The 12,702-nt window shown below is 72.3% G+C and carries 12 protein-coding genes and 1 tRNA gene; 5 read left to right on the top strand and 8 right to left on the bottom strand.

Annotated features, from left to right (window positions below; translation table 11 throughout):
* Window positions 1-85 precede the first annotated feature (85 nt).
* Complete coding sequence (locus SGA01_RS22410) at window positions 86-823, top strand: TerD family protein (protein WP_141298212.1); 738 nt, start codon at window positions 86-88, stop codon at window positions 821-823.
* 92 nt (window positions 824-915) lie between these two features.
* On the opposite strand, the gene SGA01_RS22405 is transcribed toward SGA01_RS22410, so the two are convergent.
* Window positions 916-1,806 (bottom strand): TerD family protein, encoded by an 891-nt coding sequence (locus tag SGA01_RS22405; RefSeq protein ID WP_141298211.1) that lies wholly within the window; start codon window positions 1,804-1,806, stop codon window positions 916-918.
* 186 nt (window positions 1,807-1,992) lie between these two features.
* Between SGA01_RS22405 and SGA01_RS22400 the strand changes: the two genes are divergently transcribed.
* The 3 genes from SGA01_RS22400 to SGA01_RS22390 are packed head-to-tail and all read left to right on the top strand — an operon-like array spanning window position 1,993 to window position 6,653.
* On the top strand, window positions 1,993-3,189 hold the full coding sequence (locus tag SGA01_RS22400) for an HpcH/HpaI aldolase/citrate lyase family protein (protein WP_141298210.1): 1,197 nt from the start codon (window positions 1,993-1,995) through the stop codon (window positions 3,187-3,189).
* An 18-nt stretch (window positions 3,190-3,207) separates the two neighbouring features.
* Complete coding sequence (locus SGA01_RS22395; protein ID WP_141298209.1) at window positions 3,208-5,775, top strand: phosphoribosyltransferase; 2,568 nt, start codon at window positions 3,208-3,210, stop codon at window positions 5,773-5,775.
* A 53-nt stretch (window positions 5,776-5,828) separates the two neighbouring features.
* Window positions 5,829-6,653: an HAD family hydrolase gene (locus tag SGA01_RS22390; RefSeq protein WP_174867430.1), complete on the top strand. Its 825-nt coding sequence runs from the start codon at window positions 5,829-5,831 to the stop codon at window positions 6,651-6,653.
* Window positions 6,654-6,676: 23 nt separating this feature from the next.
* Here SGA01_RS22390 and SGA01_RS22385 read toward each other — a convergent pair whose 3' ends face one another.
* The 3 genes from SGA01_RS22385 to SGA01_RS22375 form a co-directional block, all read right to left on the bottom strand.
* On the bottom strand, window positions 6,677-6,898 hold the full coding sequence (locus SGA01_RS22385) for an FmdB family zinc ribbon protein (RefSeq protein ID WP_141298208.1): 222 nt from the start codon (window positions 6,896-6,898) through the stop codon (window positions 6,677-6,679).
* A 97-nt stretch (window positions 6,899-6,995) separates the two neighbouring features.
* The gene (locus SGA01_RS22380) at window positions 6,996-8,321 is read right to left on the bottom strand and encodes a hypothetical protein (protein ID WP_371866121.1); all 1,326 of its coding nucleotides are present in this window, start codon (window positions 8,319-8,321) and stop codon (window positions 6,996-6,998) included.
* A gap of 129 nt (window positions 8,322-8,450) precedes the next feature.
* Window positions 8,451-9,209: a DUF4097 family beta strand repeat-containing protein gene (locus tag SGA01_RS22375; protein ID WP_141298207.1), complete on the bottom strand. Its 759-nt coding sequence runs from the start codon at window positions 9,207-9,209 to the stop codon at window positions 8,451-8,453.
* Window positions 9,210-9,375: 166 nt separating this feature from the next.
* Between SGA01_RS22375 and SGA01_RS22370 the strand changes: the two genes are divergently transcribed.
* A tRNA-Val gene (locus SGA01_RS22370) sits at window positions 9,376-9,450 on the top strand.
* 72 nt (window positions 9,451-9,522) lie between these two features.
* Here the strand turns inward: SGA01_RS22370 and SGA01_RS22365 are convergent.
* From SGA01_RS22365 to SGA01_RS22350, 4 genes are all read right to left on the bottom strand, one after another.
* Entirely contained in the window at window positions 9,523-10,680 is a 1,158-nt protein-coding gene (locus SGA01_RS22365; RefSeq protein WP_141298206.1) for a tyrosine-type recombinase/integrase, read from the bottom strand.
* Entirely contained in the window at window positions 10,680-10,874 is a 195-nt protein-coding gene (locus SGA01_RS22360) for a helix-turn-helix domain-containing protein (protein ID WP_141298205.1), read from the bottom strand. Before SGA01_RS22360 ends, SGA01_RS22365 begins: the two co-directional genes overlap by 1 nt.
* Window positions 10,871-12,265, bottom strand: a complete 1,395-nt coding sequence (gene repSA / locus SGA01_RS22355) for a replication initiator protein RepSA (RefSeq protein WP_371866113.1) — start codon at window positions 12,263-12,265, stop codon at window positions 10,871-10,873. Before repSA ends, SGA01_RS22360 begins: the two co-directional genes overlap by 4 nt.
* An 88-nt stretch (window positions 12,266-12,353) precedes the next feature.
* Window positions 12,354-12,689, bottom strand: a complete 336-nt coding sequence (locus SGA01_RS22350; RefSeq protein WP_141298204.1) for a SpdD-like protein — start codon at window positions 12,687-12,689, stop codon at window positions 12,354-12,356.
* Window positions 12,690-12,702: the final 13 nt, after the last annotated feature.

Below are 12,702 nucleotides of genomic sequence, written 5' to 3'. Positions count from 1 at the left end.
TCACTGCGGGGCGGTCGGTGCACCCGGCCGCCCCGCAGGCATGTGCAGGGTGATCAGTGGCAGATCAGTGGGGGGTGAAGGCGTCATGGCCTTCTGGGACAACCTGTTTCCGGGGCGGGCGGCGCAGTCCGACATGGGCGGCGCCGCGTCGAACACGATCGACCTGACGAAGAGGCGCCCGTCGGTCTCGCTCACCAAGCAGGGCGCCGCGACCGGCAACCTCCGGGTCAACCTCTCCTGGCGGATGCGGACCTCCGACCTCGAAGGTCGCTCCCGCCAGAGCGGCCGACTGCTGCGCAACCCCTCGCAGCTCTTCAAGCCCGAGGTCGTCCAGGCGCACACCCAGGGCATGGTCAACGTCGACCTGGACCTGGGGTGCCTGTACGAGCTCACCGACGGCAGCAAGGGCGTGGTGCAGCCCCTCGGCGGCTTCTTCGGCGACCTCAACGGCGCCCCGTACGTGAAGCTCAGCGGCGACGACCGCTTCGGAGGCTCCTCCGGAGAGACGATCTTCATCAATCTGGACCACAAGGACGAGATCAAGCGGCTGCTGTTCTTCGCGTACATCTACGACCAGACACCGGCCTTCGACCGCACCCACGCCAAGGTCACGCTCTACCCGAGCAACGGCCCCCGGATCGAGATCGACCTCGACGAGCGAGCCCCGCAGGCCCGCTCCTGCGCGGTCTTCACCGTGGACAACACCAAGGGCGAGCTGACGGTCCGCCGCGAGGTGCGGTTCGTCTACGGCTTCCAGGCCGAGCTGGACCGCCTGTACGGCTGGGGACTCCAGTGGGGGCGCGGCTACAAGACCAAGGCGTGACGGTGCGGCGCCCCCGGGCCGCAGGGCGGTCCCGGCTGCCGGTGCTTCCCCGAGGCTTAGGGCGCTCCCGGCTCCCGGTGCTTCCCCGGGGCTCAGGGCCTGACGAACTGGGGGCCCATGGGGGGCATCCGGAACTCGGGAGCCGCGTGCGGGTCCGGCCGGTGGACGGGCTGGGGGTAGCCGTAGGCGGGGGCCGGGCCGTTCGCCGGCTGTCCCCCCGGAGAGGTCCCCTGCGGGTAGCCGTAGGCGGGTGCGCGGTCCGGCATGGGCGGCGCCGTCGGCTGCGGCGGCACGGGGGCGTGGACCACGGTCGCGTCGAGATCGGCGGTGCCGGGGGCGGGGACGCCCGGGGCGCCGGTCGCGCCGTCCTGGGCCTCGGGGAGGTCCTGGACCCCCTGCGCGGCCTCCTGGGCCGCCTCCTGCGCCGCTTCCTGGGCGTCCTCGTCGACCGAGATGCCGAAGTCCGTGGCGAGCCCGACGAGACCCGTCGGATAGCCCTGCCCCACCGCGCGGAACTTCCAGCCGTCCCCGCGCCGGTACAGCTCGCCGCAGATGACCGCGGTCTCCTCGCCGGTCTCCGCCGTCACGTCGAACAGTGCCAGCGGCTCACGGTCCGGTCCGGCCGTCGCGTCGTACAGCAGAATCCGCAGGTCCGAGACGGACCGGAAGGTGCCGCCGTCGGAGGAGGCCGCCACGACCACCCGGTCGACCGAGGCCTCCAGATTGCCCAGATCGGCCTCCACGGTGTCCGTCAGCCCCTGGGCCACCCGCTTCTTCGGCAGCCGCCGCACGCACCCCGAGGGGTGGCGCGGCTGGTTGTAGAAGACGAAGTCCTCGTCGGACCGCACGCGCCCTTCGGCGCCCAGGAGCAGGGCCGAGGCATCGACGTCAGGGACCCCGGGGCCCGGGGTCCAGCAGAGCACGGCCCGTACGGCCGCGGTGTCGAGAGGGACGTTGGAGCCCTTCAGCATCGCGTGCGTCATGACCGTAATCCTGCCCTCCCGCCCGACCCGTGGACAACGCGGGGGCGTCACCGATACCGGGACGAGATGACGGATGCTGACGAGTTACCTGAATTTCATCCTCGGAGGGAACTACGGACACCCGCACCTACGTACTATTACCGGCCACATGTCGTCAGGGCCCAGAGAGGCAGACGGGGGACTTAGATGCGTCATTTCGGGCACATCCCGTCCGCAACGCGGACCGGGTTGTTCCACAGCGAGCCGGCCGAGTTCACGGCCGACTCGCCTGCGCGCACGCTCGCCACGGCCCTCGGGGCCACGCTCTACAGCCCGGCCACCCGGCCGCGGCTGGCCGACGACATCCGCAAACAGGCGGCGCGCGGAGTGGTCTCCATGGTGCTCTGCCTGGAGGACTCCATCAGCGACGCCGATGTCGAGGCGGGCGAGACCAACCTCGTCCGGCAGTTCGCCGACCTCGCCGCCGGGGCCGAGGCGGATGCCCGGACGGACGCGGGGACCGCCGTCGGCGTGCCCCTGCTCTTCATTCGCGTACGCGATCCGCGCCAGATCACCGACCTCGTCGCCCGGCTCGGCGAAACGGTCCGCCTGCTGTCCGGATTCGTACTGCCCAAATTCACCGAGACGCGTGGCCGCGCCTTCCTCGAAGCGCTCACCCAGGCCGAGCGGACGAGCGGAAGGCGACTCTTCGCCATGCCCGTCCTGGAGTCCCCCGAGCTCCTCCACCTGGAGACCCGGGCCGAGACCCTCGCCGGGATCGCCTCGATCACCGACAAGTACCGCGACCGCGTCCTCGCCCTGCGCCTCGGCGTCACCGACTTCTGCTCCGCCTACGGCCTGCGCCGCTCGCCCGACATGACCGCCTACGACGTCAAGATCGTCGCCAACGTCATCGCCGACGTCGTCAACGTCCTCGGCCGCTCCGACGGCACCGGCTTCACCGTCACCGGGCCCGTCTGGGAGTACTTCCGTCCCGGCGAGCGCATGTTCAAGCCGCAGCTGCGCCGCAGCCCCTTCCTGGAGGGCAGCGCCGAGGACCTGCGCACCGCGCTCATCGAGCACGACCTCGACGGGCTGCTGCGCGAGATCGAGCTCGACCGCGCGAACGGCCTGCTCGGCAAGACCTGCATCCACCCCACCCATGTGGTGCCGGTGCACGCCCTCTCCGTGGTCAGCCACGAGGAGTGGAGCGACGCCCAGGACATCCTGCGGCCCGAACAGGGCGGCGGCGGGGTGCTGCGCTCCGCGTATACGAACAAGATGAACGAAGTGAAGCCGCATCGCGCGTGGGCCGAACGCATCCTGCTGCGCGCCGAGGTCTTCGGCGTCGCGAAGGAAGACGTCGGCTTCGTGGATCTGCTCACCGCCGGGCTTGCCGGCTGACGAAGGGACGTCGACGACGTGGTGTGGACCGGAACGTGGGTCGCGGAGCGACTGGGCGTCGAACTGATCGGCGGCGAGGAGCTACCGGCCCTGTTGGGCCTCGCACTGCGTCGTAACCCCAAACGGGCGCACCTGCTCGTCTCCAGCGTGCTCGGCAAGCACGTGCCGCAGCGGCCCTCCGTCGTGTACGGCTCCGGCCTCGGCCTCGGCGTGCGCGTCCGCGAGCTCCTCGGCGACGAGGAGGCGGCGCGCTCGGTCGTCCTCGGCTACGCGGAGACCGCCACCGCCCTGGGCCACGCCGTGGCCGACGGCCTCGGCCTCGCCCCATACCTCCACTCCACCAGGCGGCCGGTGGCCGGGGTCGCCCGCGCGGGCGGCTTCGAGGAGTCCCACTCGCACGCGACCTCGCACCTCCTGCTGCCCGAGGACCCGAAGCTCCTCGCCGGCGGCGGGCCGCTCGTCCTCGTCGACGACGAGTTCTCCACCGGCAACACCGTCCTCAACACGATCAGGGACCTGCACGCCCGCTACCCGCGCGAACGGTACGTCGTCGTGGCCCTCGTCGACATGCGCTCCGGCGCCGACCTCGGCCGCCTGGACGCCTTCGCGGAGGAGATAGGCGCCCGCGTCGACCTGATCTCCGCCGCGGCCGGGACCGTACGCCTCCCGGAGGGCGTTCTTGAGAAGGGCCGGGAGCTGGTGGCGGAGCACGAGACCGCGCACGCCGCCCCGGCGGCCGTCGACGGGACGCCGGCCCCTGTACGGGTGGCGCTCGGCTGGCCCGAGGGCCTGCCCGACGGCGGACGGCACGGCTTCACGCCCGAGCACCGGGAACACCTCGAGGAGGCCCTGCCCGCCCTGGCGGCCAGGATCGCGGAGGCCCTGCACGACACGGGCACCGAGACCCGCCCCGGGGCCGACGGGCGGCCCGCCGCGGGGGAGCGCCCTGGGGCCGGCGGGCGGCCCGGGACCGGCGACCGCGTCCTCGTACTCGGCTTCGAGGAGCTGATGTACGCGCCGCTGCGCCTCGCCGGCGCCCTGGAGGACGCCGGGCACGACGTCCGCTACTCCACCACCACCCGCTCGCCCGTCCTCGCGGTCGACGACCCCGGGTACGCGATACGCACCCGGATCGTCTTCCCGGCCCACGACGACCCGGCCGACGGCCCCGGCGAGCGCTACGCGTACAACGTGGCGGGCGCGGGCTTCGACACCGTCGTCCTCGTCGTCGACTCCGCCGCCGACACCCCGGAACTGCACGCCCCGGACGGCCTGCTCGCCCAGCTCTCCGCGCACGTCCCGCGCGTCGTGCTCGCGGTCGTCCCCGCGTACGAGCCGGCCGTCACCTCGTCCACGCCCACGGTCTCCGAAGCTCCCGAAAGGAGCTCCATGCTGCCCGAGCCCCTCCGCGGCCCCGCCTTCTCCTCGTACGCGCCAGAGGAGGTCGGCTGGCTGCTCCAGGACCTCTCGGGCGTCGAGCTGGAGGCGCCCACCGAGGAACGCGAGGAAGCCATCCAGAGCGGCGGAGCGCACTACGCCGAATCGCTCCCCGTCGAGTACCAGCCCAGCGCCCGCTATCAGGAACTCTTCCACTCCGCCCTGGACAGCTCCGCCGCCCGGATGGCCCGCGCGGTCGGCACCGTCACCGAGACCGTCCTCGCCGAGCTCCCCCTGCGCCGTGGACGGCACGGGAGGGACCCCCAGAGCCGCGGCCCCGTCCTGGTCTCGCTCGCCCGGGCCGGCACCCCCGTCGGCGTCCTCATGCGCCGCTGGGCGAAGGCCCGCCACGGCCTCGACCTCCCGCACTATGCCGTCTCCATCGTGCGCGGCCGCGGCATCGACGCCAACGCGCTGCGCTGGCTCGCCGCCCACCACGACCCCGCCGACGTCGTGTTCGTCGACGGCTGGACCGGCAAGGGCGCCATCACCCGCGAACTCGCCGACGCGATAAAGGAGTTCGAGGCGGCCGAGGGGATATCGGGCTTCGATCCGGAGATCGCGGTCCTCGCCGACCCCGGCTCCTGCGTCCGCACCTACGGCACCCGCGAGGACTTCCTCATCCCCTCCGCGTGCCTCAACTCCACGGTATCCGGGCTGATATCCCGCACCGTGCTCCGCTCCGACCTCGTCGGACCGAACGACTTCCACGGCGCCAAGTTCTACCGCGAGCTGGCCGGATCCGATGTCTCCGGCGCCTTCCTCGACGCCGTCGCCGCCCGTTTCGACGAGGTCGCCGAGACCGTCGACGTGGACGTCAAGGAACTCCTCGCCGCCGACCGCACCCCCACCTGGGAGGGCTGGGCCGCCGTCGAGCGGATCAGCGAGGAGTACGGCATCCACGACGTCAACCTGGTCAAGCCCGGAGTCGGCGAGACCACCCGCGTCCTGCTGCGCCGCGTCCCCTGGAAGATCCTCGCGAAGCGGGGCGCCGACGCGGACCTCGCGCATGTCCGCCTGCTCGCCGAGCAGCGCGGTGTGCCCGTCGAGTTCGTCGACGAACTCCCGTACACCTGCGTCGGTCTGATCCACCCTCAGTACACAAGAGGTGCGACAGGCGCCGACGGCAAGGCGGTGGTGTCCCAGTGAGCACGCCGCTGAACACCCAGCCGAGCGAGACGCCCAGTACGCAGCCGACCACACTGCCAAGTGCGACGCCGAGCACGACCCTGGTCGCGAGCGACCTCGACCGCACCCTCATCTACTCCAGTGCGGCCCTCGCCCTCGGCATGCCCGACGCCCAGGCGCCCCGGCTCCTCTGCGTCGAGGTCCACGAGTCGAAGCCGCTCTCCTACATGACCGAGGACGCGGCCGGCCTCCTTGAGCGGCTGGCCGGCGAGACCGTCTTCGTGCCCACCACGACGCGGACGCGCAAGCAGTACCAGCGCATCCAACTCCCGGGCGCCACACCGAAGTACGCGATCTGCGCGAACGGCGGGCACATCCTCGTCGACGGCGTCTCCGACCGCGAATGGCACGCGAAGGTGGTGAACCGGCTGGTCGAGGAGTGCGCGCCGCTCTCCGAGATCCGCGCCTACCTCACCGCCACCACGGACCTGTCGTGGGTCCGCAAGCACCGGGTGGCCGAGGACCTCTTCGCCTACCTCGTCGTCGAGCGCGAGCGGCTCCCCGAGGAGTGGCTGCGCCGCTTCGGCGAGTGGGCGGGGGAGCGCGGCTGGACCGTGTCGCTCCAGGGCCGCAAGGTGTACGCGGTGCCGAAGCCGCTCACCAAGAGCGCGGCCGTCCGCGAGGTCGCCCGCCGCATCGGCGCCACGCTCACCCTGGCGGCGGGGGACTCGCTGCTCGACGCCGACCTGCTGATGGCCGCGGACCGGGCGTGGCGCCCCGGCCATGGCGAACTCGCCGAGACCGAGTGGACCGCGCCCCATCTCGACGTCCTCGCGGAACGCGGCGTCGCGGCGGGGGAGGAGATCCTCCGCCGCTTCCGCGCGGCGGCGGCGAGGTAGGACCCCGCCGAGGGCGCGACGGCTCAGCCGCAGCAGCCCCCACCGCAGCAGCCACCGCCACCACCACCGCCCGCGCCCTGCGCGGGGGCGGCGGTGCTGCTGCCGCCGACGGCCACGGCCGAGAGCAGCTTCACGGTGTCGTCGTGCCCGGCGGGGCAGGAGGCCGGGGCGGAGGACTCGGCCATGGGACGGCTGAGCTCGAAGGTGTCGCCGCAGGTGCGGCAGCGGAATTCGTAACGAGGCATGGGGACAGGCTAACGGCGGAGGCCCGCGGAAGTCAGTGACGCAAGACGGACCCCACTCCTCCTAGCCTCTTTCCCTCCCCCTTCCCCCTCCCCAGGCTCAATGCCCGGCGGCGGCGGTGCCCCGATCCTCTCGAATCTGCTCGACGACACGGGCGGCGTCGGTACGGACGCCCTCCAGCTCGGTCAGGAAGTGCCAGTAGTCCGGGTGACGGCCCTCCAGCGTGCCGACCGCGCGGTCGAGCCGGGCCACGGCCTGGTCGAGGGGGCGGGCGTGCCGCGGGTCGGGGGTGTTGCGCCCCGCCATCGCCAGCCGCTGGGCGTCCCGTACCGCGAACCGCGCGCGGTCGGTCTCCGCCTTCGGGTCCTTCGCGACGGCGTCCAGGCGGCGCAGCCGCTCCCCGGCGGCCGACACGGCCTCGTCGGTCGAGTCGAGGAGCGCGCGGACGGTGGAGAGCCGGGAGGTCGCGTCGGGCCAGTGCTGCTCCTCGCGGGCCTTGGCGGCCTCGGCGAGCCGCTCCTCGGCCTGCCGGAGCGTGCCGGCGGCCTGCTCGGGCACGTGCTGGAGGTCCTGCCAGCAGGCCGCGGAGAACCGCCGCCGCAGTTCCGAGAGGACCGGCTCGACGCCCTCGGAACGGGTGGTCAGCGCCTCGGTGCGGGTACGGAGGGAGACGAGCCGCCGGTCGATCTCGGCGGCGAGCTGCGGCAGCCGCTCGGCCTCGGCGCGTACGGCCTCGGCGTCCCGCAGGACGCGGTCGGCGCGCTGGAGGGTCTCGGGGACGCCGTGCCGTCCGGCGCCTTCGTTGAGCCGGGTCAGTTCGGGCCCGAGCTGGGCGAGCCGCAGCGCGAGGTCGTCGGCGCGCAGCCCCCCGTCCCGTACGGCGTCGAGGGCGCCGCTCGCGCCGCGCAGCGCCTGACGGGCCCGCTCGACGGCGGGGGCGAGCCGGGCGAGCTGGGTCTCGGCGCGGTCGAGGAGCGGCCCGAGGCCCTGCTCGAACCGGTCGAGCTCGCCCTTCACCACGTCCAGCTCGTCCTTGGCGCGGGTCAGCTCGGCGCGGGCGCGGTTCGCGGTCGCCGCGTCGAGCTCGTCGCGGTCGAGGTCGTGGGCGTCGACGGCGGTGATGTAGCCGTGACTGACCTCGTCGATCCGACGCCCGAGGGCCTCGAAGCCCTCGACGGCGCGGCGGGCATCGGCGGAGCTGTCCACGGCGGTGATCGTCTCGATGGAGATCCGCAGCCCGCGCTGGGCGGTGTCGAGCTCGTAGAAGGCGGCCGCGGCGGCGTCCTTGGCGGCCTGGGCCTCGGCCCGCTGACCTTCCCCGCGCCCGCCGAACCAGCGACGCGTACCGCCGCCGGCGAAGGCCTGCGGCAGCAGCGCCGCGACCAGCAGCGGCAGCGCGAGGGCCAGCCGGACCGTGGACGGAATCCTGGGCGTCGCACTGCCCCCAGGGGTTGTCCTGCCGTCGCTCGCCGCCACGTACCTCTCCCCGTGCTGTGTCCGCCGTCACCGGTCCGGTTCATTCTCCCACCCGGTAAGGACGAACACACGGGCCGGTCAGTTCGCCGTTCGGACGGAGATGTCGCCGTCGTCGGTGCGGACGTTCAGGGAGTGCTCGCCGCCGGCGCGGCGGGGGACGTCGAGGTTGACGTCGCCGTCGGCGGTGGAGGCGGTGGCGTCGTACTCGGCCGTGGGCACGGTGACGGAGACGTCGCCGTCCTTGGTGAGGACCTCGACGCTGCGGGGCACTGCTCCGAGGGTCAGCTGCACGTCGCCGTCGTCGGAACGGGCGAGGACCTTCGGCGCGCGGGTGTCGCCGTCGACGGCCAGGTCGCCGTCCTTGCTGCCGAGATCGACGTCCCCGGTGCTCCCGGCGACCCTGACGTCACCGTCGTCGGAACGCACCTTGAGGGGCGTGGCGAAGCCCTCCGCCGTGATGTCGCCGTCCTTGTTCTCGACGGTGACGGCGACGTCGCGCGGGACCTTGATGCGGTGCACGGCCTCGCAGTGGGAGGCGACGGCGTCACAGTCCACCCGCAGCGTGAGCCGCCCGCCCTCCAGCTTCCAGGTGGTGTCGGGCCCGGACCCCATGACCACCCATCCGTCGACCTGCCGCTCGACGAGCACGTCGTCGACGTCGGCGGGCGTGAGGACGAGCGCGGAGTCGTCGGAGTCGACGACGAGCGTGTCCCCGTCGAACGCGAAGGTCTTCTTCTCGACCGGCGCCGCTCCGGCATCGGCGGTCCCACAGGCACCGAGCGCGAACAGAGCGACGAGGACCCCGCCGGTGGCGAGGAGCGGGTGGCGTGCGTTCATGGCGATCTCGAACCCCCAGAAGAAAACGTCGTTCCGTCGAAGGTACGAGCCCCCCACCCCCCGTCACGATCCGGCGACCCACCGTCCCGGGGTGGGGCTACCCCCCTACCGAACCCTTCGGATTCGGCCCCCACCCATCGGCCATGTACGCTGTTGTCTCTTCCACGGGTGCGTAGCTCAGGGGTAGAGCGCTGCTCTTACAAAGCAGATGTCGGCGGTTCGAAACCGTCCGCGCCCACCAGTGCAAAGGCCCCTCGCCGATCATGGCGAGGGGCCTTTGACATCTACTTTTGACATCAACGGGTGCGGTCACTCACGACCGGGGACGCCTCCTGAGCAGCCGGTCCATGTGGCTGATGGCGTCGCGTTGGGTGTCCTGGACGACGTGGGCGTAGACGTTCATCGTGACAGCGATCTGGCTGTGCCCGAGGATCTCCATGACGACGCGGGGCGGGACGCCGGCGGCGGTGAGGAGAGTTGCCGTCCCGTGCCGGGCGTCGTGGAGTCGGATGACGCGGAGGCCGGCGTTCTTCGCGACGCGGGTGAACGAGCGGTAGAGGTTGCGCGGCTCGATCGGCCGTCCCGTACGTGTGGTGAAGACGTACCCGGTCTCTTCCCAGTTCTCCCTGGCGAGCTCGCGGGCAGCGGCCTGCTTGAGGCGCTGCCATCGAAGGGGCGCGACGCAGATCCCGGGCAAGGGAAGCGTCTGCTTCCGGCGGCGCCCCTTGGGATCGTCCTCGTACACCTCGCCACCGACCCGCTGACGCTGCGTCCTGACCCGGATCTCCCGCCTGTCGAGGTCGACGTTCTCCCAGCGGAGGCCGACGATTTCGCCGCGGCGGAACCCGAGCGCGATGGCGAGCACGAACGCGGCGTACAGCGGGTCCTTCCGGGCGGCGGCGAGGAAGTCGAGCGTCTCATCGAGCGACCAGGGGTCCAGGTCCCGATCCGCCACCGTCGGCGGCTCGACGAGGGTCGCGACGTTGCGCGGGACGAGCTCCTCGCGGCAGGCGGCGGTGAGAGCGGTACGCAGGACGCGATGCGACTCCTTTGCCGTGGCGGCGCTGCTCTTCCTCTCCAACTCGACTAGGAACCGTCGTACGTCGGCGACGCTGAGGGACTCAAGCCGCTTGGAGCCGATCATCGGGACGAGGTACAGCCGGACGTGCACTTCGTACTTGGCGGCGGTGGTCCGCTTGCGGCGGGGCTTGACGATGTTGTCGAGCCAGTACGGCAACCACTCGGCGAGCTTCATGGACCGGGTGGGGACCGGAATGCCGTTGTCGACCTTTTCCAGCAGCGCCCGGCGCTTGGCGTCGCACGCGGCCCAGGTCTTGCCGTACACGAACTTGCGGGCGCGGGTGCCGTCCGGCTGGAGGACGTAGACGGCGGCCTGGTAGCGCCCGTCCGTGCGCTTGGTGACGGTGCCGGAGCCGTTGGGGTTGCGCTTGGGCTTTCGCGGCGCGGCCATCAGGCGGCCTCCTCGATCTCGTGGTTGATGAAGTCCCGTACGGAGTCGGCGGGGACGCGCCGAGCCCGCCCGATGGTGATGGACGTCAGGCGGCGCGAGCGGATGAGGTCGTAGACCGTGGAGCGACCGAGCTTGAGCCGTGCCATGACTTCGGGCACGGTCAGCAGCTCGGCGGTGGCGATAGCGGTGGTCATGTTGCGGCTCCTTCCAGGGCCAGTTGGTCGCGCAGGGCCTCGCGGGCGGTCTCGCGGTTGAGCTGGATGTCCCGGGCGATGGAGGCGGCGAGGGCGGCCTCGCCGGGGGAGTGGCCCTGACCGGCGTAGGCCCAGGAGGTGAGGACGAGGACGGTGTCCGGCTCGATGTCGTCCAGGCCGCGGGCGGTGCGTTCCTGGGTGGCGCGGTAGTCGGCGCGGGTCTGGCGGAGTTCGCTCAGGGTGGTGGAGTACTGGCGGGACTTGGTGGAGAAGTGGCCGCGGAAGCCGAGCATGTGGGCCCAGGCGAGGAGTCGGCGGTCGGGGTAGAGCGGGTCGAGGTCGAAGCAGGCTTCGACGAGGCGACGGGTGTGGTCGGGGACGCCGAGGAGGACCAGGGCCTCACGGTTGCCGATGCGCCGGTCGAGGCTGCCGGTGGTCTCGGCGGCTTTGGTGGCGTACTTGGCGATGTAGGAGGCGACGGCCTGTTCGGTGATGTCGGAGCCGTCGCCGAAGGCTTTGACGGGTCGGATGTCGAGCTGGGTGCCCCAGCGGAGGAGGCGTAGCGGCTGACCGCCGGCGGCAGGGACGGTGACGGTCGTGTACGCGTGGGCCGCGGCGGCCTGAATGGCTCGGGTGAGGAGTTCCGTGGTGGCCCAGGACGGGGGCGGGGTGCCCGGTCCGTCGGGTCCGTCGAGCCGGATCACGGCGTGGAAGTGGACGGCGCCCCGCTTCTGGAACTCGGCCACCTTCCCGTACGAGAGCCGGAGGACGTCTTTCAGCGCCCGCTGGGAGAGCCCGGCGTAGGCGGCGACCTCCCGGCGGAGGCGGGTCGCGAAACGCTGCCAGAGTTGTCCGGCGTGGTTGTTGAAGAGCACGGCGCCGGCGTAGTCGTACGAGTCGGGTTCGAGCGGGGTGCCCAGTTCGGCGGCGTCCTCGGGGTGGCGGGCGCCGCAGCGGCAGGGGCGGGTGCCGGGGCGGTTGTGGACGGCCCCGAACGACGGCGCGGTGAGGGTGAGGAAGACCCGCGGGTGGTCGCGGACGGTGGCGGGGATGTCTCGGCGGTCGTCTCCGGCGAGGCCAGCGCGGATGAGGTGGTAAGTGTCGCCGGCGTAGGTCCAGGCGCAGGCGGGGCAACGGGAGGCCCGGCGGTTGCCGCAGGCGATGCGGAGGCGTCCGTCCGGCTCGGTTCCGGTGGAGTAGTGGTGGACGGTCTCGCCGGTGGTCTTGTCCCGGGTGTGGGTCCAACCGGTGAGGTGGATGGGGTGGGAGCAACCGCCGGTGCGGTGGATCTGCTCGCGCCAGCGGTCGAATCCGGGGGAACCGGCGACCCGGAGCATGTCGCTCAGGGTGGCCGGGTCCAGGCCCGGTACGTGGTTGCGGTCGGTCATCATGGGCGGGTGCCTTCTGGTTCTCTGGACTGGACAGGGGCGGGGCTCCCGGGCGGCGGAGACTTGGCGGTTGAGCCGCCCGGGAGCCCGACTAACGGCGCTTGTGCTGACCGTTGAGCAGCGAGCGCAGGACGACGGCGCAGACGGCGATCGAGGCGGCGCTGACGGCGACGGCGAGGAGCATCGAGACCAGGACCGTGCCGACGATCAGGACGAGTCCGGCGCTACCGGCGACGACGGTCACGAGACCGGCCGGGGTGAGGCGAACGGCCGGAGCCTGGATGTGGGGCGTGGCCGGGACGGGCGCCGGGGCGTCGTTGTGGTGGCAGGCCGTCGGCTCGATGTCGGACGTCGTGGTGGTCGGCCGGACGAGCGGGGTGGCGAGGCCGGTCGGGAGCGGGTTGACCGGGATGCGAGGTCGGAACATGGCGGGTGTCTCC

Source organism: Streptomyces gardneri (assembly GCF_006539185.1).
Taxonomy (GTDB): Bacteria; Actinomycetota; Actinomycetes; order Streptomycetales; family Streptomycetaceae; genus Streptomyces; species Streptomyces gardneri.
Note: the sequence above shows the minus strand (reverse complement) of the source record. Positions and strands in the feature narration are given on the sequence as shown.